At 60.4% G+C, this 19,103-nt stretch carries 13 protein-coding genes, 1 tRNA gene and 1 pseudogene; 9 read left to right on the top strand and 6 right to left on the bottom strand.

Translation table 11 applies throughout. From position 1 onward, the window contains the following. Positions 1-66: 66 nt before the first annotated feature. The 3 genes from DUT91_RS03940 to aceA form a co-directional block, all read right to left on the bottom strand. Positions 67-492, bottom strand: coding sequence for a DUF2267 domain-containing protein (locus DUT91_RS03940; RefSeq protein ID WP_114439612.1), 426 nt, complete (start codon positions 490-492; stop codon positions 67-69). 316 nt (positions 493-808) lie between these two features. Beyond that, positions 809-1,045, bottom strand: coding sequence for an SMc00767 family acetate metabolism repressor (locus tag DUT91_RS03935; RefSeq protein ID WP_114439095.1), 237 nt, complete (start codon positions 1,043-1,045; stop codon positions 809-811). Between the two features lie 24 nt (positions 1,046-1,069). After that, positions 1,070-2,359 (bottom strand): isocitrate lyase, encoded by a 1,290-nt coding sequence (aceA, locus tag DUT91_RS03930; protein WP_114439094.1) that lies wholly within the window; start codon positions 2,357-2,359, stop codon positions 1,070-1,072. A gap of 237 nt (positions 2,360-2,596) precedes the next feature. Between aceA and DUT91_RS03925 the strand changes: the two genes are divergently transcribed. The 5 genes from DUT91_RS03925 (at position 2,597) to DUT91_RS03905 (ending at position 8,235) form a co-directional block, all read left to right on the top strand. Then, on the top strand, positions 2,597-4,012 hold the full coding sequence (locus DUT91_RS03925; RefSeq protein WP_114439093.1) for a helix-turn-helix domain-containing protein: 1,416 nt from the start codon (positions 2,597-2,599) through the stop codon (positions 4,010-4,012). A 135-nt stretch (positions 4,013-4,147) separates the two neighbouring features. Beyond that, the gene (locus DUT91_RS03920) at positions 4,148-5,242 is read left to right on the top strand and encodes a polyamine ABC transporter substrate-binding protein (RefSeq protein WP_114439611.1); all 1,095 of its coding nucleotides are present in this window, start codon (positions 4,148-4,150) and stop codon (positions 5,240-5,242) included. Positions 5,243-5,335: 93 nt separating this feature from the next. After that, positions 5,336-6,481, top strand: coding sequence for an ABC transporter ATP-binding protein (locus DUT91_RS03915; protein ID WP_114439092.1), 1,146 nt, complete (start codon positions 5,336-5,338; stop codon positions 6,479-6,481). Between the two features lie 14 nt (positions 6,482-6,495). After that, on the top strand, positions 6,496-7,407 hold the full coding sequence (locus DUT91_RS03910) for an ABC transporter permease subunit (protein ID WP_114439610.1): 912 nt from the start codon (positions 6,496-6,498) through the stop codon (positions 7,405-7,407). 9 nt (positions 7,408-7,416) lie between these two features. After that, complete coding sequence (locus tag DUT91_RS03905) at positions 7,417-8,235, top strand: ABC transporter permease (RefSeq protein WP_114439091.1); 819 nt, start codon at positions 7,417-7,419, stop codon at positions 8,233-8,235. Between the two features lie 9 nt (positions 8,236-8,244). Here the strand turns inward: DUT91_RS03905 and DUT91_RS03900 are convergent, their stop codons facing one another. After that, complete coding sequence (locus DUT91_RS03900; protein ID WP_114439090.1) at positions 8,245-10,158, bottom strand: AsmA family protein; 1,914 nt, start codon at positions 10,156-10,158, stop codon at positions 8,245-8,247. A 175-nt stretch (positions 10,159-10,333) separates the two neighbouring features. On the opposite strand from DUT91_RS03900, the gene DUT91_RS03895 reads away from it, so the two are divergent. Continuing rightward, positions 10,334-12,292: an acetoacetate--CoA ligase gene (locus DUT91_RS03895; RefSeq protein ID WP_114439089.1), complete on the top strand. Its 1,959-nt coding sequence runs from the start codon at positions 10,334-10,336 to the stop codon at positions 12,290-12,292. A gap of 290 nt (positions 12,293-12,582) precedes the next feature. Here the strand turns inward: DUT91_RS03895 and DUT91_RS03890 are convergent, their stop codons facing one another. Beyond that, a complete protein-coding gene (locus tag DUT91_RS03890; RefSeq protein WP_200834896.1) occupies positions 12,583-16,011 on the bottom strand; it encodes a histidine kinase dimerization/phospho-acceptor domain-containing protein in 3,429 nt (1,142 codons plus the stop codon). Positions 16,012-16,312: 301 nt separating this feature from the next. Here DUT91_RS03890 and DUT91_RS03885 point away from each other — a divergent pair, with 301 nt between their 5' ends. The 3 genes and pseudogenes from DUT91_RS03885 to DUT91_RS03875 form a co-directional block, all read left to right on the top strand. Then, positions 16,313-16,762 (top strand): phasin, encoded by a 450-nt coding sequence (locus DUT91_RS03885; RefSeq protein ID WP_245419538.1) that lies wholly within the window; start codon positions 16,313-16,315, stop codon positions 16,760-16,762. Between the two features lie 241 nt (positions 16,763-17,003). Then, a tRNA-His gene (locus DUT91_RS03880) sits at positions 17,004-17,080 on the top strand. A 128-nt stretch (positions 17,081-17,208) separates the two neighbouring features. Next, positions 17,209-17,400: pseudogene (locus tag DUT91_RS03875) on the top strand (glucoamylase family protein); the annotation flags it as partial. Between the two features lie 14 nt (positions 17,401-17,414). Here the strand turns inward: DUT91_RS03875 and xseA are convergent. Next, the gene (xseA, locus tag DUT91_RS03870) at positions 17,415-18,992 is read right to left on the bottom strand and encodes an exodeoxyribonuclease VII large subunit (protein WP_114439087.1); all 1,578 of its coding nucleotides are present in this window, start codon (positions 18,990-18,992) and stop codon (positions 17,415-17,417) included. Positions 18,993-19,103 lie beyond the last annotated feature (111 nt).

Raw genomic sequence — 19,103 nt, 5'->3', positions numbered from 1 at the left:
CGATTTTCGGACCGTATGATGTGCAAATTGAAACCTGTTGAACCGTTCCAGGATGACGCCTCAATTTCAGAGCCCGAAATGTCCTCTGAGTTCCGGAACAGCCTGGACCAGCTGGTTGACCAGCTGCGGGTCGGTCTGGCGCGCATAGGTGATTACTTGCGATCCCGCGGCGTTGATCTGCTCTTCCGTCAGGCCGCTTGCCTTGAGTGCCGCCACGCCGTTGACGAGCGCGCCCACCTTCTCGCCCATTGCCCCGCCAAGCAGGTTGGAAATGGTGCCGATGATGCCGCTGCTCGGCTGCTGCGCCTGTGTCATCACGTCATTGGCAGTGGCCAATTGCTGCGCACCGGGGATGTTGGCGAAAATCTGCCCTGAAATTTCCGGGGATTCATGCTGCAGAACCGAAAGAACGATTCCCGCGACCTTTTCCGCGACCTGCGGCTGAATATTGGCCTTGGCCGCAACGCCATCAATGAGAGTCTGTATAGACATAACTTTCCTCGCGATGATCGGATTGGAAATGAAAATGCGATATATCTGCCATGTAGGCAATGACGGAAACATGACATCGCAATATTTAGTTGATGTTTAGTAATGATCAGCGAGATGGGCTTTTTCTTTTCAATTACTCCAAAAGAAAAGCTCCCCGCACGTTATCTGCGGAGAGCTGGATAAAGTAGCAGAAAACGGATCTGCGTACTGTCACCTTCCGTTTGTGACGATGACTGGGATCAGCAGGTCGCCCCAGTTGCCGTCGCCCGCCCGCGTTGCCGCAGGCACGCAGAGGAGAGAACCATGGCGGCCTGGGTCACCTCCCGTTTGTGACGATGACTGGGATCAGCAGATCGCCCCAGTTGCCGTCGCCGCCATGATGGCGAGCGGAGCGGACGAGTTCGACCGAGACGCCGGCCTCGACGGCGTTCATGACCGACTGGTTGAGCCGGTGCAGATCATTGGCCAGCATGCGGATGAGGCTTTGCTGGTCGGTGCTCATGGCGGAGGACTGTTCCTCTGCCCTCTCCTTGACGCGTGCGATGGATGCCATTGTCATTCTCCTTTTGCTTGGATGTCATTCCGCAGCTGGGCGGAACTGTGCGGTTTCGGTTGATTCCTTCATAGCGGTCGTCGATGACTGGCCGCCCGATATGGCCAGCGAGACGGCGTCGAAATAGCCGGTGCCGACCTCGCGCTGGTGTTTGGTCGCGGTATAGCCGTGCACCTCGGAGGCGAACTCCGCTTCCTGAAGCTCGGAATAGGCGGCCATCTGCCGCTCCTTGTAGCCGCGTGCCAGTTCGAACATGCCGAAGTTGAGCTGGTGGAAGCCAGCGAGCGTGATGAACTGGAACTTGTAGCCCATCGCGCCCAGCTCCCGCTGGAATCTGGCGATCGTCGCATCGTCCAAGTTCTTCTTCCAGTTGAACGAAGGCGAGCAATTATAAGCCAGCAGCTTGCCCGGATGCGCCTTGTGCACGCTCTCGGCAAAGCGGCGGGCCTGCTCGAGGTCCGGCTTCGAGGTCTCGCACCAGATGAGGTCGGCATGCGGCGCATAGGCAATGGCGCGGGCGATGCAGGGTTCGATACCGTTCTTCACTTGATAGAAGCCTTCCGCCGTGCGCCCCGCATCGTAGTCGACGAAAGGCCGGTCGCGCTCGTCGATATCGGAGGTGAGCAGCTTCGCCGCTTCCGCGTCGGTGCGTGCGATGACCAATGTCGGCACGCCCATCACATCGGCGGCAAGCCGCGCGGCATCGAGATTGCGGATATGCGCCGCCGTCGGTATCAGCACCTTGCCTCCGAGATGGCCGCATTTCTTTTCCGAAGCCAGCTGGTCTTCATAGTGGACGCCGGCAGCGCCCGCCTCGATGAATGCCTTCATGATCTCGAAGGCGTTGAGCGGGCCGCCGAACCCAGCTTCCGCATCGGCGACAATGGGAGCAAACCATGTCTCGACCGAAAGGCCTTTGCCCTCTGCTGTCTCGATCTGGTCGGCGCGCTGCAGCGTCCTGTTGATGCGCTTGGCGAGCTCCGGCGCGGCATTGGCCGGATAGAGCGACTGGTCGGGATACATCGCCGAGGCGGTGTTGGCGTCGGCCGCCACCTGCCAGCCCGAGAGATAGATCGCTTTCAGGCCCGCGCGCACCATCTGCATCGCCTGATTGCCGGAAAGCGCACCGAGCGCATTGACGAAATCCTCCTCGTGGATAAGTTTCCACAGGCGCTGCGCCCCCATCTCGGCCAGCGAATATCTGATCTCGACCGACCCCCGCAGCCGCTTCACATCCCCCGTAGTGTAAGGACGCTCGATGCCGTCGAAACGGCCCTTGGGCGCAGTGGGGACGAGATTGTAAAAATCAGTCATAGCTTGGCTTCCTCAATGCTTCCTGTTTAAAAGTCACAGACGATCTGTGCATTCTGTATGTGACGAGATTTACACTGCACCGCAAAAGAGGCGAGAAAATTCAGAAAAACTGTCCTATAAAACGGGTCATGCTGTACAATCTTTGACAGAATGGCTTTGTTAACTTGTAAATGTTGTAATAATCATGTGGTCGTGGCATGATGGAAAAATTGTAAAGTTCCTGTCAAAGAGGGCGAAATGGCCGAGCAGAAGATTTTCGCGGGCCCCCGCATCCGGCGCATTCGCAATGAACGCGGCCTCACCCAGACGGCGATGGCCGAGGCGCTTGGCATTTCTCCCTCCTATCTCAACCTGATCGAACGCAACCAGCGTCCGCTGACGGTGCAGCTCCTTCTCAAGCTTGCCTCCGTCTACCATCTTGAGCTTGGCGCGCTTCAGGCGGAAAGCGGCACGACGATCGCGGGGCTGAAGGAGGTCTTCTCCGATCCGCTATTGGCTGGCGAATTGCCGGGGGATCAGGAACTGATCGAGATCGGCGATGCCGCGCCCAACGCCGCCGCCGGCATCGTCAAGCTATACCGCGCCTATCGCGAGCAACTCGACCGGCTTTCGGACCTTTCCGATCTTCTGGCGCAGGAGGGGCGCGAGACCTCCCTGTCGGCCGCGCGCCTGCCGCTCGACGAGGTGCATGATGTGCTGGAGCATCGGCCCAATCATTTTCCTCTCATCGAGGAGGAAGCGGAAAGCTTCGCGTCGCTGTTGAAGCCGGGCGACGATCTGATGGGCGCATTGAAGAACTGGCTTCGCACCGAGCATGGCATTGTCGTGCGCGTCTTGCCCGTCGCCACCATGCCCAACTGGCGGCGGCGCTACGACAGGCATTCGCAGCGCCTTTTCCTGTCGGAAAGGCTGTCGCCCTTCGACCAGTTGCGGGAGGTGGCTATGGAGGCGGTGCTGATCCGCATGCAGGTGGCGATTGCCGCCGAAGTCGAAAGGCTCAAGCTCTCGTCCAGCGAAGCCCGCCGCATCGCCCGTTTCGAGCTCGGCCGCTATGCGGCGCATGCGCTGATGATGCCCTATGAGGCGTTTCGGTCGGCGGCTCAGCGGGCGCGTTACGATATCGATGTGCTGCGTTCGCGTTTCGGCGTCTCGTTCGAGCAGGCGGCAAACCGGCTCACCACGTTGCAGAGACAGGGCGCGGCGGGCGTGTCCTTCTTCATGCTGGAGACCGACCATGCCGGGAACCGCTTCCGCAAGGCCGGCGCCCAAGGCTTCCCGCAGGCGCGCTTCGGCGGCCAATGCCCCAGGCTGGCGATCTACACCGCCTTCGCGCAGCCATCGCAGATTCTGGTCGAGGCCGTCGAGATGCCTGACGGTGCGGCGTTCCTCACAATCGCACGCACGCTCGAAGGGCCGCAAGGCGCCTTCGACGAGCGGCCGCGCCGCACGGCGATCCTGCTCGGCTGCGACCTGAGCCTAAAGGACGAGATCGTTTATGGCGCGGCGTTGACAGGAAGCGCGCCGACGCCCATCGGCCCGGCCTGCCGCCTCTGCGAGAGGCAGGGCTGCCTTGCCCGTGCCGAACCGCCATTGACCCGCCCGCTCGGCCTCGACGAGATGGTGACGGGCCTGAGCGCCTTCGATTTTCAATGAGTTTTTGTGCAGGAATGAAATACTGAAAATAAAGCCCCGCTAGGCAGTTGACGAACTCCTCGCAATCTAAAAAAGTGCTTGGTGGCGGAGGCGCTTTTCCAGGTTTCCGCGTGGGTTGCGAAAATGGAGTTCCGCATGAGGATTAAATCGCTTTTCCTGACAACCTGTCTCGTTCTGGCAGCAACTGTCGCGCCGTCTGGCGCACAGGAACGGGTGGTCAATGTCTATAACTGGTCGGATTATATCGACGAGTCCATCCTGGCGGACTTCACCAAGGAAACCGGCATCAAGGTCGTCTACGACGTCTTCGATTCCAACGAGATCGTCGAAACCAAGCTGCTCGCCGGCGGTTCCGGCTATGATATCGTCGTGCCTTCGGGCGAATTCCTCGGCCGGCAGATCCCGGCTGGCGTCTTCCAGAAGCTCGATAAGGCGAAGCTGCCGAACATCAAGAATATGTGGGATGTGATCGAGAAACGGACCGCCGTCTACGATCCGGGCAACGAATACTCGATCAATTACATGTGGGGAACCACCGGCATCGGCTACAACAAGGCCAAGATCAAGGCGGCCTTGGGCACCGACACGATCGACTCCTGGGATGTGCTTTTCGATCCGGAAAAATCAGCCAAGCTGAAGGATTGCGGCATCTATGTGCTCGATTCCGCCAGTGAGATGCTGCGCCCGGCGCTCAACTATCTCGGCCTCGACCCCAATTCGCCCAATCCGGAAGACTTCACCAAGGCGGAAGAACTCTATCTCAAAATCCGTCCCGACATCCGCAAATTCCACTCGTCCGAATATATCAACGCGCTCGCCAATGGCGATATCTGCATGGCGGTCGGCTATTCCGGCGATATATTCCAGGCGCGCGACCGCGCCGAGGAAGCGGGCCAGGGCATCGAGATCGGCTATTCGATCCCGAAGGAGGGCGCGCAGATGTGGTTCGACCAGATGGCCATCCCCGCCGATGCCAAGCATGTCGAGGAAGCGCACGAATTCCTCAACTACATCATGCGTCCGGAGGTCATCGCCAAGGCTTCTAACTATGTCTTCTATGCCAATGGCAACAAGGCTTCCCAGCCGCTTCTCGACAAGGCCGTGATCGACGATCCGGCAGTCTATCCGGACGAGGCGACGCTGGCCAAGCTCTTCGTGCCATTGCCTTACGACACCAAGACGCAGCGCCTGGCCACTCGAGCCTGGACAAAGATCGTAACCGGCCAGTAAGGACCGAAACCCCGGCTGAGCGGCCGGGGTTTTCAGTTGGGTATTGGCGCGGTCCGGCGGGTAGCGGGCCGCGTTCGCAGTTTGGGGAACCGGATGGAATCCTTTGGAAGTTTTCGCCGCAAATTCGCGCCTTGGAATGATCCGGCGGTAAAGCCCTACATACAATTCGAGAACGTCACCAAGGTCTTCGGTGATTTCACTGCCGTCGACGACCTTTCGCTCAATGTCTTCAATCGCGAGTTCTTCGCGCTGCTTGGCGCGTCGGGCTGCGGCAAGTCCACGCTCTTGCGCATGCTGGCCGGTTTCGAGGAGCCGAGTTCGGGCCGCATCCTGCTTGACGGGCAGGATCTACGTGGCATTCCACCCTACCGCCGCCCGGTCAACATGATGTTCCAGTCCTATGCGCTCTTCCCGCATATGACGGTCGAGGGCAACATCGCCTTCGGCCTGAAACAGGACGGGATGGCCAAATCCGAGATCGATGCGCGGATCGGCGAAATGCTGAAGCTGGTCAAGCTTGAGCAATTCGCCAAGCGCAAGCCGCATCAATTATCGGGTGGCCAGCGCCAGCGCGTGGCGCTCGCCCGCGCCGTGGCCAAGCGCCCGAAGGTGCTCCTGCTTGACGAGCCGCTCGGCGCGCTGGACAAGAAGCTGCGCGAGGAAACGCAGTTCGAGTTGATGGATCTGCAATATAAGCTCGGCCTTACCTTCATGGTCGTCACCCATGACCAGGAAGAGGCGATGACCATGGCCGACCGCATCGCCGTCATGGACCAGGGCCGCATCATGCAGGTGGCGACGCCGGCGGAGGTCTATGAAGCGCCTGCTTCCAAATTCGTCGCCGATTTCATCGGCAATGTGAATATTCTGGATGGCGTGGTCGAGAAGTTTGCAAACGGCGAGGCGGAAATCAGTGCTGCCGCGCAGGGCCTCACCATCCGCGCCGAAACGGGAAAGACGCTATCGTCAGATCAGAAGGTCTGGTTCGCCGTCCGGCCAGAGAAGATCCGCATCAGCCGCGAAAAACCTGAGAATGCCTCGTTCAACGCGGTCGAGGGCGAATTGTGGGATATCGCCTATTTCGGCGACATGACGGTATTCCACGTCCGGCTCGACAATGGCGCCTTGATCAAGGCGTCGAGCCTCAACGCAGTGCGCAAGGTGGACAATCCCTTGGGCTATGAAGATCGCGTCTGGGTCAGCTTCGATACCGACGCCGGTCTGGTCCTGACGGCATGAAGAAAAACGCCGCCATGCAGAAGCTCATCGCGGCCATCGCCGGGCGCCTCGTCATTGCCGTGCCCTATCTCTGGCTTTTCCTCTTCTTCCTCGTCCCATTCTTCATCGTCGTGAAGATATCGCTTTCGCAAGTGGCTATGGCCATCCCTGCCTATCAGCCGGCTTTTGATCTGTCGCAGGGCTTCGCCGCCAATTTCGAGAAACTGAAGCAGCTTTCCATCGACAATTATCGGTGGCTTCTCGACGACGCGCTTTATTTCAAGGCCTATCTGTCGAGCCTTTTCATCGCCGGTGTCTCTACGGTGTTGACGCTCATCGTCGGCTATCCGCTGGCCTATGGCATGGCGCGCGCGCCGTCGACGCTTCGCCCCACCTTGCTGATGCTGGTCATCCTGCCGTTCTGGACGAGCTTCCTGATCCGCGTCTATGCCTGGATTGGCATCCTGAAGCCGGAAGGCCTCCTGAACCAGTTCCTGATGTGGGCGCATGTCATCGATACTCCGCTGACCATTCTCAACACCAACACCGCCGTCTTTATCGGAATTGTCTATTCCTATCTGCCGTTCATGGTGCTGCCGATCTATTCGGCGCTCGAAAAAATGGATTATTCGCTGGTCGAGGCGGCGCAGGATCTGGGCTCCCCGCCGCTCGCCGCCTTCTGGAAGATAACCTTCCCGCTTTCCCTGCCGGGCGTCATCGCGGGCTCTTTCCTTGTTTTCATCCCGGCGATGGGCGAGTTCGTCATTCCCGATCTGCTCGGCGGATCGCAGACGCTGATGATCGGCAAGACACTGTGGAGCGAATTCTTCTCCAACCGCGACTGGCCGGTTTCCTCGGCCGTCGCCGTTGTGCTGCTTGTCATCCTGATCGTGCCGATCGTCTTGTTCCAGCGCGCGCAGGTACGCGCGCAGGAAAGCGGGAAGTAGGACATTGCAATGAATACCACCTGGTCGCGTTTCAATATCGCTTCGGTCGTCCTGGGCTTCGCGTTCCTCTATCTGCCCATCGTGCTGCTGGTGATCTATTCCTTTAACGAGTCCCGCCTCGTCACCGTCTGGGCCGGCTTCTCCACGAAATGGTATGTCGCGCTCTTCCACAATCGCGGCCTGATGGACGCTGCCTGGGTCACCGCCCGTGTTGGTGTCCTCTCGGCAAGCGTGGCGACTGTGCTGGGAACGCTCGCCGCGCTCGCATTGACGCGCTATACGCGTTTTCGCGGACGTCTTTTGTTTTCCGGCATGGTCTACGCGCCGCTGGTCATGCCCGAAGTCATCACTGGCCTGTCATTGCTCCTGCTTTTCGTGGCGATCAATTTCGACCGGGGTTTCTGGACCGTGACATTGGCGCACATCACCTTTTCCATGTGCTTCGTCGCGGTGGTGGTCCAGTCCAGGCTCGTCACTTTCGACCGATCGCTGGAAGAGGCGGCGATGGACCTCGGCGCGACGCCCGTCACCACTTTTTTCAGGATCACGCTTCCGGCCATCCTGCCTGCCGTCGTCTCCGGCTGGATGCTCGCCTTCACGCTTTCGCTCGACGATCTGGTGATCGCGAGCTTCACTTCAGGTCCGGGCGCGACGACGCTGCCGATGAAAATCTACAGCCAGGTGCGCCTCGGCATTACGCCTGAGATCAACGCCATCTGCACCATCCTGATCGCCATCGTTTCGACAGGCGTCATCATCGCCTCGATCGCCAACAAACGCCGTGAGGTCCAGCGCGTTCGCGACGAGCAGGCGGCTTTCCGCACCTGATTTCCGGTCTCAGTTCCCAGCGGCGGGTTGGCTCATCGGCGAGATGAAGGGCCTGTCCCAGGAGCCGCCGACGAAGAAATTGATCGGCTGTGGCGCCTGAGGCGCCTGAGGCGCTTGGGGCGCAGGAGCATTCTGCCCCTGGTTTTGGCCCTGATCCTGATTTTGGCTCTGCGCCACGGGAAAAGCGATTTCGCCGGAAAGCGCCAGGCTTCTGTCGAGGAAGGGGACGATGCCCGCAAGCGTCAGCACGCCGTTGCCGGTTTCGACACGGGCATTTTCGAGAGTGGCGATACCCTCCGCGATTTCCGCTTTCATGGTCAGCCGGTTGAACCCCAGGGAAGCATCCTGCTTGCGCTCGAGAGCAAAAAAGCGGTCGGTGCGCGCTTTATTGATGAAATCGTTGAAGTCGAACCCCTGCATCTTTCCGTTGCTGAGGTCGAGTGAAATGGTGCCGCTGGCGCTTTCGCGGAGCGAAGACCATGTCTTCAGCGGGCTCTTCATGAGCAGCGACACCGTTCCCTTGCCGGTCAGGAAAGGTTGCTTGATGCCGAGCGCGGAAGCAAGCGCCGCGCTGTCCAGGGCGGTCCCGTTGAACCGCATCTCGCTATTGACGCCATCCGCGCCCTGGGTCATCTGCACGTTCGCCTGCACCGAACCGCCGAATGCATTCGCATCACCGATGTCGAACATCGCACGCCCGCCGCGCACCTGTACCGCGGCTGCGAGACCGGCCAGATCGACCGGGCCGACGGTGGCATTCTGGGCGGAAAGACGGAGGTCCAGATCGATCTGGTTGATGACCCGCGTGTCGATGTCGTCGCCTGCGCCGCCGCTGGGCAGTGGGATGAACGCCGACATCAGCGAACGCAGATCCAGCGTCTGGAAGGCCAGTGTTCCGGTGACGGCAGGCACCGGCTGCTCCAGCCCGATCTCGATCACACCCTTGGCGGACTGATTGTCGGTCGTCAGCGTGACATCGTTGAACTTCGCCCGCACCGGCGTCAGCGTGACATTCGCAGCGAGATCGACGGCGCCGATCATCGATGAGCCGCCGGATGAGGGCCGCCCGGCCCATCGCATCGTCTCGCCAAGCGAGGGCGACTTTGCCGTCAATTCCCCTTCGAAAAACATGTTTTTCGAGATGTTGGCATTGCCGTCGAAGGTGAATGTCAGCGGCTTGGAAACCACGCTTGCAGTGATCTCGCTCAATCCGTTGGCGAGCAGTATTAGCGGCTGTTCTGCAGAAAAATTGATTTCCGTCGCTTCTCCGCGCCAGTTGGCACGGCCCTGGAAGCTGGCGGGGCTCGACGTCTGCGGCCAGTCGAGCGTGCCGTTGATGTCGGAGACCTGCTCTTCAAGCGGCGATCCGAAACGACGGTAGGCAAGCGAACCATTCTCGATGACAACGCGGCCGAAAGGCTGCGATGCGAGTTGATCCACCTGGGGATCATTCGGGTTGCTGGCCACCAGCCGCTTCGCGGCACGGATCACCATGCCCAGTCGCCCCTGGGAATTGGCCGCCGCCGTGAACAATTGCGGCAGATCCGTCACCGGCTCGTTGAGCCTGAAGCGGGGATGGATGATGCGCGTCTCCGAGAACGAGATATGTCCCATCAGCGCGTCTAGAGCCGAGAGCTGCACGTCGATGCGGTCGGCGCTCATCACCGGCGGCTGGCCGCTCTGGCCTAGCTTGCTCAGGGTGACGTCGCTTAGCGAAGCCTGGAAAACGGGAAAGACGGTCAGCCTCGGCGGCTGGCGCAACTCGACGCTGTAGCCGGTCCAGGCACTGATTTCCTGCGCCAGCCGGACGCGGATCGCGTCCGTGGAAACAATGAAGGGCAGGGCCGCAATGACCGCCGCGACGCCCGCTGCAGCGAGGACAATAATCGCCAGAATGAGGCGCAGGAGTCGAGGCCAGGACATCGGGCGTAGTCCACCAATGAGTGTTGTTTATACCGTTTAAACCAGCCCGGCGGCAATTCAAGGCTTGGCCGATGCATATTACGCAAATTTGGCTGAAAATTCAGTTGGATCGCATTTTACCGCTTGCCGCCTCCTCATATCGCGTTGCAACATGTTGGCGATATGAGGAGGAGATATGACAATTAAAAGACCATTGTGGGTGCCGAATGATGCCGCCATCGCCGCCAGCCCGCTGACCGGGTTCATGGAAGCCGCCCGGGCCGCAACCGGACTGGCGCTGCCCGATTACGACGCGCTGCATGCATGGTCTGTTCAGGACAGGGAAGCATTTTGGTCGCTGGTCTGGGACTGGGGCGGGATCGTAGGCCAGAAGGGCGAGAGAATTCTCGTGGACGGCGACCGCATGCCCGGTACCCGCTTCTTTCCCGATGCCAGCCTGAATTACGCGGAGAACCTGTTGCGCCATGGCGGGGGAGGGGATGCGCTGGTCTTCCGTGGCGAGGACAAGGTCGAGCGCCGCCTGTCCTGGGATGAGTTGCGCGCGTTGGTCTCAAGGCTACAGCAGTTTCTGCGCGCCTCGGGCGTCGGACGTGGCGACCGTGTTGCGGCGATGATGCCGAACATGCCGGAGACGATCGCTGCAATGCTTGCGACGGCTTCCATCGGCGCCATCTGGTCGTCCTGCTCTCCGGATTTCGGCGAACAAGGCGTGCTAGACCGCTTCAGCCAGATCGCACCATCGGTCTTCATCGCCTGCGACGGCTATCGGTACAATGGCAAGAGAATAGAGGTGGCGGAGAAGATCGCCGCGGTGGCGCGCCAATTGCCCAGTTTGCGCAAAGTGCTCGTCGTCGATTATCTCGGGCAAGCCGACGAGGTCGCGAAGGGCGTTGCCAATGGTGTTTCGCTCGTTGCCGCCATCGCTCCCTTCACGGCTCGCGAGGTCGATTACGACAGGCTGCCGTTCAACCATCCGCTCTATATCCTGTTTTCATCGGGAACGACCGGCATCCCGAAATGCATCGTGCATACCGCGGGCGGTGCGCTCCTCCAGCACATCAAGGAACATCGCCTGCACGGTGGCGCAATGCCGGGCGACCGGGTGTTCTATTTCACCACCTGCGGCTGGATGATGTGGAACTGGCTGGTGACGGGTCTGGCATATGGTGCAACGCTCATCCTCTATGATGGTTCGCCCTTCTGCCCCGATGGCAATGTGCTGTTCGACTACGCCGACGCGGAAGGCGTAACCTATTTCGGCACGTCGGCCAAATTCATCGACGCCGCCCGCAAGGCCGGACTGAAGCCCATCGAGACGCATGATCTCTCGACCGTCCGCACCATCACATCGACGGGCTCGCCGCTGTCACCGGAATGTTTTCAATATGTCTATGAAGGGATCAAACAGGACGTGCATCTCGCCTCCATTTCAGGCGGCACCGATATCGTGTCCTGCTTCGTGCTGGGCGTGCCGGTCAATGCGGTCTGGTCCGGCGAGATTCAAGGGGCTGGGCTAGGCATGGCGGTAGACGTCTGGAATGACGACGGCAAGCCAGTGAGGGGCGAGAAAGGTGAACTGGTCTGCACCAAAGCCTTCCCGTCGATGCCGCTGATGTTCTGGAACGATCCGGACGGAGCAAAATACCGCGCCGCTTATTTCGAGCGTTTCGACAATGTCTGGTGCCATGGCGATTTCGCCGAATGGACCGAGCACGGCGGCATCATCATCCATGGCCGCTCTGATGCGACGCTCAATCCCGGTGGGGTGCGGATCGGCACGGCGGAAATCTACAATCAGGTCGAGCAGATGCCGGAAATCGTGGAAGCACTCTGCATCGGCCAGCAATGGGAAGACGATGTGCGCATCGTTCTCTTCGTGCGGCTCGCCGAAGGCGCCGTGCTTGACGATCAACTGGTCGCTGCAATCAAGAGCAAGATCCGCACCGGCGCTTCGCCGCGCCACGTTCCGGCCCGCATCGTCGCCGTGGCCGATATCCCCCGCACCAAATCCGGCAAGATAACCGAACTCGCGGTCCGCGATGTGGTGCATGGCCGCGAAGTCAAGAACAAGGAGGCGCTTGCCAATCCGCAGGCGCTGGAACTCTACCGTGATCTGGCCGAACTGCGCATATGAAGGAGCGTGTTTAATAGAGTATTACGAAGGTATTTACCGCGTTTTCACAGGCAATATTTTTTCGTAAAGATTTAGGCGGCTCGTTAAGGCTTTATTAGGTAAATTCGCGCGATAACGGTCTTAACACACTGGTAAATGATGAAGACCCTTCTGGCTCCCAACCCTTGCTTTTGTGCCCCTTTCTCTGTTGTACAGCTTTGTAGCGCCGGCTTGTCCGGCGCTTTTTTTTAACTGCACAATCTTGAGAGTCTGTCAGATATATATGCGGCTGCTGTCCAAAACAGGAAGCCTCAATCCGCCAGCACCCGTGTCGAGGGGAACGAAATTTCGACCGTGGTGCCGCTGCCCGGCGTTGATTCGATGGAAAAGCCCGCCCTGTTGGCTTCGACCATCGCTTTGGTCAGCGGCAGTCCGAGACCGGTTCCTTCCTGGCGCCAGTCGGTGCGGCCGTCCGGTTGGCTGCGGTTCAGTGCGTTGATCTGCTTGAACGGCTTCAGCGCCTGCTCGACTTCGGCCGGGCTCATGCCGACGCCGGTGTCGCGCACCCGCATGGCCACGCCTCCATCGGCCTCATAGCTGGTCGAGACGATGACCTGCCCGCCCGGCGAGGTAAAGCGCACGGCATTGGACAATAGGTTCAGCGCGATCTGCTTGATCGAACGCGCATCGGCGACAATATCCGGCAGGTTCGAGGGGAAGCTCGAGCGGATGATCACGCGTTCGCGGTTCGCTTGCGGCTGCATGATCGCCACGGCTTCCGCAATGGCGTCGTTGAGCGACACCGCCTCGAACTGCATGTCGAGTCCGCCCGCCTCGATCTTGGAAATATCGAGCAGATCGTTGACAAGGGCGAGCACATGATTGCCCGAACGGTTGATATCGCGCAGATAATCGCGGTAGCGCTCGTTGCCGATGGGGCCGAATTTCTCATCCGACATCAGCTCTGAAAAGCCGATGATGGCGTTGAGCGGCGTGCGGATCTCATGGCTGATGCGGGCCAGGAACTCGGTCTTCTGGCTGGAGGCCCGCTCCGCCTCGCGCCGCGCATTGGTCAGTTCTTCCTCGGCCTGCTTCCATTGCGTGATATCGCGCAGCACCGCGCAATAGCTGTTGGACGCGGCAAGCTTGCCAATGGTCATGAACATCGGAATGAAGCGCCCTTGCGCCTCGCGGCCAATCACTTCGCGCCCGTCATTGAGCACGCTCGCCACGCCGTTTTCCGCCAGTCCATCGAGATAGTCCAGTGCCGCGCGCTGGCTCTCTATGGCGAATAGCATGGAGAAGGATTTGCCCTCGATCTGTGCAGGCTCATAGCCGAAGAGGGCGGCCGCCGAATGGTTCATCGAGCGGATCAGCCCATCCGACCCGATGATGACGACACCGTCCGTCGCGGTATCGAGAATGCTGGTCAGTTCGTCGATACGCGTCTGGAGCGAACGGTCTTCATCATCCGATATCGCTACCGTGTCGGCCGGTTGCTGCTCCTCAGCCGGGGCTGTGTTCGGCTGCGGCAAAAGGCTCAGCATCAGTGCGCGGCCCTTTTTCCAGGACACGGCTTGCAGATGCGCTTCCACTGCCTGTTCGCTGCCATCGGCGCGGCGCAGGATCATGGCGCCCGGTCTGCCATCTTCTCCTTCGCGCCGTTCCGCGAATAGTGCTTCCAGCCCGCCCGCTTCGCTCAGTCCCTCGGCAGTCTCGTAGCCGGTGAGATCGAGCAGTGCCTGGTTGGCATAATGTATGATGTCGCCGGAGTGGATGAGGACTGGCAGGGGCAGACGGGCGATGATCGCCGTATCGTTCTCATTTTCGTCAGTCCCGGCAAGGGACGGCGGCTCTACATTTTCATTGACCGCTGACAGGGCGGGCTCAACAGTCTCCTGTGGCTCCGCAACGGAGGCGACAACCGCAATATTGTTCTGCTGGATGTCTCCACCCTCGACTGTTGCTTGAGGCGGCGTTTCCGTTTGCGGGGCCGTTTTCATCGGCATGCGTGGGTCGGGCACAGGCTCGGCATCCGGCACTTTGGCCGCGACCACATCGGCTGCCGCCGGCATTTCGGCCGCGCCGGATTTGTCGTCCTCAATTCTTTCGGGCGCGACTTTGGCCTCTTGGCGCGTCTCTTCCGTGGCGGCTTCGCTTTTGGCCGCGCCGATATTTTCGCGTCTCAGCCGGTCGGCGATTTCGCGGAAGGCATTGCGTTCGGTCGGCGTCAGCCCGCCCTCCGACCGTGGTGCACGATGCTCTTCCAGGCGGATGACCTTGTCGTGCAGACGCCGGCCGGCTGATGGCGTCAGTTGCAGCGCCGGCATTTCCCCTTGGAAGGGGTCCGCGTTTTCCGCCGCCGGATCCACGCTCGCGTCCAGCTTTTCTGAAAGTTTCTCTCCGAGATCGATGATGCCGAGGGCGGGAGAGGTTTCTTCTACGGGATCGCTTGAAACTGCCGGACCCGTGACGAGGGCAAGGCCGATGGCCTCCGGGTCTGCCTCAGCCTCGCCGGTGCGCACCACGCCGAAACCGCTAAAGCCGAGGAATGTCCGTTCACGCGAATAGATCGGCAGGGCGGCAAGATCGACGGGCGCGCGAAGCGGCGTGCCTTCGACCGGCCAGAGCACTGTGCGTCCCGACCAGGTATCGCGCCCTTCCAGAAGCGTCGCGATCACGCCATCCCCGTCGAGCCCGAAGACGCGGGCGACATCGGCGAAGCGGCGGCCGATCACATCAGCGGCCTGCGGGCCGACGGCGGCAGCGAATTCCGACGATATCTCGCTGAAAACCGTGTCCGCATCGACCTTCCAGACGAAGCGGGCAGGGGCGGCAGCGGGATCATAGGCAAAGACCTGCGGCAGCACCGCCAGCTCGGCTGCTTCATCCATGGGTTCTTCGACGGCAGGCTCCGCCACCTCCACCACATCGTCGATCTCGGCCATGACAGGGTCAACTATGACAGGGTCGGCCATGACAGGGTCGGCTATGTCGGGGGAAGGGACTTCCGCTTCGGCCGGCACGGCTGCATTGACCACGGTCGGTACGGTTTCATCCCGGCTCTCTGGAATGGGCTGCGGCGTTTCCTTATCTGCGGCGTTCCGTTCCGCGATGACGAACAGCAGATGACGGTAGGGAGTATCGGCCAGACGGGCAATTCCAGCTGGCACACTTCGTCCCCCGGCGCGGACCCGGCGCTTGACCATGCGGTGCTCTTCGTCGCGGACCTCCACCACCAGGTCGTTCAATGTCGTCGGCAGAATGCCGAGTTCGTTGAAATGGGCGGAACTGGCGATAACCGCACCTTCCTCGTCGAGAAGCGCGACATGGGTCCCCTCGTCGCCGAGGCCGGAAATCGCCGCTTCGGTGCGAGTATCCTGTCCTGCAGCAGCAAGGACACGCGCCAGCGTGCCGTCGGGCAGCCTGATGTCGAAGATTTGAAAGCTGGCCAACCGCGAGGTGAGGCCGGAGGCAAGGCGTACGGAAACTGTCCTGGCGTTGCCCGCCTGCGAACCATCGAGCGCCATGATCTGGCGCCGTGTGTGGACGGCAAACCCTGGATCATTGCCGAGAATATCGTCGATCCTGTCGAACCCGAACATCGCCGCGCCCGGGCCATTTGCCCAGATCACGGATGTGAGATCTGGTGAAATGACCACGAGGGCATCGCCGCGCACGAACCGTTCGCGGATGCCATCCAGAACTGCAATATCTATGAAGGGATAGTTCCCCGACATGCTGGTATTTACCTGTCTGCGCTGCCCTGTACGAGCTTTCGCAATTCTGCTCAAAACTGAGCTTTTTGCTTAATATCCCGTTAATAAGGCGCAATCATCGCAGCGTCTACAAAAGCGCGCGTAATGGCAATGATTTTTCTAGGTGGTTAGTTAATGTCCCCAGGCTGGTGTTCTCTTGCATCGGGTCCGGCTATTGTGCAGTGCAAAATAATATTGCAACGCACAATCGTGAATGTTATATGAAAGACCCCAGGTGAGGAAACTTCCCCGAAAATCTACGGGCAATATAAAGGGTTTTCCAGTGAGCAAGAAACCAGAAGCAGACATATTTGCATTTCCGGGCTTTGACGCCAATGCCGTGACCGATCGCGTTCGCGAATTCACGGAAGAGAGCGTTGCGCAGTCGAAGGAGGCCTATTCCAGGTTCAGGGAGCAGGCGGAAGCAGCGCAGAAGACCATGGAAACGACATTTGAGACCGCCCAGTCCAACGGCGCCGAACTGTCGCTCAAGACAATTTCGGCGCTGCGCACCAATACCGAGGCGGGTTTCAGCCATCTTGAAGCGCTTCTCGGCGTCAAAACATTCGCCGATGGCATCGAGCTTCAGAGCACATTCCTGCGCAGGCAGACGGAATTGGCTGTCGAGCAGGCCAAGGAATTCCAGTCCGCGGCCATGAAAGCCTTCGAGGCCATGACGAAGCCGGTCAAATCGGCCGTGGAAAAGGCAGCCAAGGACGCCAAGGCCGCCTGATCCAATCTCTCTCGAAAAAGGCCGGATTCATTCCCGGCCTTTTTCTTTATCGAAAGGCTGCCATAGGACGCGAGCTTGACACGCGAACCGGGGCAGCAGCGAAGTGAATATTGCATCCGGCAGAATTCCATCGGCCATCGGCACGAATGACGCGCTAAAGACTTGCAAATCGCTGCGATTCTCCGTATGTGACCCCTGTCAAACGTCGGAACCCCCACGGGTCCCGCTGTAGGCAAGGTACGCGGTCGTAGCTCAGTTGGTTAGAGCGCAGGATTGTGGCTCCTGAGGTCGTAGGTTCGATCCCCACCGACCGTACCATTTCTTCTCCGGATGCTTTGCATTAACGTGTCGACATCAAACAATAATCCGGATTTCGGCTTTAGCGCCATGAGACCCTGGCCGCCTTCGGGATTGTGTTGTCAAACCCATAATTGATGGGACCGAACTATCTGGCGATCAATCAGGGGCCGATCGTTGCGATGATCGAGAACCATCGTACCGGGCTGTTGTGGCGGCTTTTCATGGGCGCGCCGGACGTGCGCAGGGGTCTCGAAGGACTGGGCTTCATCAGCAAGCAACTGGCATCGTCAGTAAGGGAAGTGGCCGGAGGCGAGGATGAATGCAGGGCCACCCTGTAAAAAATCCCGCTTTCCTAGAATAACGATCCCTGCCCGCCGCTCGTCTTGGGGGGCTTAGGCTGCGCTCTCTTTGGCTGGCTTCCATGATCCGGCCCCGCGCCGCCTGCAGCAATTGCTCGTACGTCGCCGTCGCGGAAACGCAGCGCCAGCGCGTCGCCGGAATGGATTGACGCGGCCTGCTTCACCGGATTGCCCGCCGCATCGAAGACGATGGCGAAGCCGCGTTCCAGCACGCTTTCATAGGAGAGCGTCCGCATCAGGCGTTCGAGTTCGCCGCTCCTGCGCCTGCGCCTTTCGAGGATGAGGCCCACGGCCTGCTCGCGCCTGCGGTCGAACTGCGCCAGTATGTGACGGGCCCGTTCGGCATGGCGGCGGATCGGCTCCGGCGAGAGTCGCCCGGCAGGTACCAGGAAGCGGCTGCGCCGTTCGCGCAGATAGGCCTTGAGACAGTTCGGCAGGCGGCTGGCCGTCGCATCGGTATAACGGCGTCGCTCGATGATGCGACGCTGCAGGAGGCGCGGCGACAATTGCCGTGCATGACCGGTGAAACTCGCCCGCTTCTTCTGTGTGTTCGCCTGCAGCGCTCGCGCGAGACGCGCAGCGGATTCGTCGAATCGCCGGCGCGGCAATGCCAGAAGCTGGTCGGCGGAGGGGAGGGCGCGGGAAAGCGCGCGCTGCGTCTGCCGCCGCTGGCTGAGAAAGCGCGACATGCCCGACGAAAGCCGCGCTGCGAGCGAGGCGACCGTCGCCTCCAGATCGGCCTTCACCGGCACCGCCATTTCGGCAGCGCCCGTCGGCGTCGGCGCGCGCCTGTCGGCGGCGAGATCGATCAGCGTCCAGTCGGTTTCATGGCCGACAGCCGAGATGACCGGGATGTCGGAGGCTGCCGCCGCCCGCACGACGATCTCGTCGTTGAAGCCCCAGAGATCCTCCAGGCTCCCGCCGCCGCGCGCGACGATCAGCACATCGGGACGGGAGAGGGGACCGTTGGGCTGAAGCGCATTGAAGCCGTTGATGGCGGCTGCGACTTCCGGCCCGGATGTCTCGCCCTGGACCCGCACCGGCCAGACGATGACATGCATGGGAAAACGGTCGGTGATGCGGTGGATGATGTCGCGAATGACAGCGCCGGTCGGCGAGGTTATGACGCCGATGACGCGCGGCATGTAGGGCAGAAGCTGCTTGGCCGCCGCATCGAACAGGCCCTCGGCCGCGAGCTTTCGCTTTCGCTCTTCGAGAAGCGCCATCAGCGCGCCGGCCCCCGCCGGCTCCATCTGTTCGATGACGATCTGGTATTTGGAGGAGCCGGGATAGGTGGTGAGTTTGCCGGTGGCGATCACCTCCATGCCTTCCTCGGGCTGGAAGCGCAGCCGGCTCATGCTGCCGCGCCAGATCACCGCCTCGATGCGCGCCTTGTCGTCCTTGAGCGAGAAATAGGCATGGCCTGAGGAATGCGGGCCGCGATAGCCGGAAATTTCACCGCGCACGCGGACATGGCCGAACGTGTCCTCGACGGTGCGCTTCAGCGCGCCGGAGATCTCGGAAACGGTATATTCGGCGACATTCGAGGTCGAATCGGGAGTGGTATTCATGTTCTTATAGGGGCTTTCCCCGCCACCAAGGTCAATAGCCCCCAACGGTTCCGGATCGGATCGAGCGCTTCCGTCCGATATCGAGCCGGCCCAGACATATCATCATAATTG

Origin of the sequence: Paramesorhizobium salinisoli, from assembly GCF_003335045.1 — a bacterium.
Taxonomy (GTDB): domain Bacteria; phylum Pseudomonadota; class Alphaproteobacteria; order Rhizobiales; family Rhizobiaceae; genus Paramesorhizobium; species Paramesorhizobium salinisoli.
This window is presented reverse-complemented; position numbering and strand designations above follow the sequence as displayed.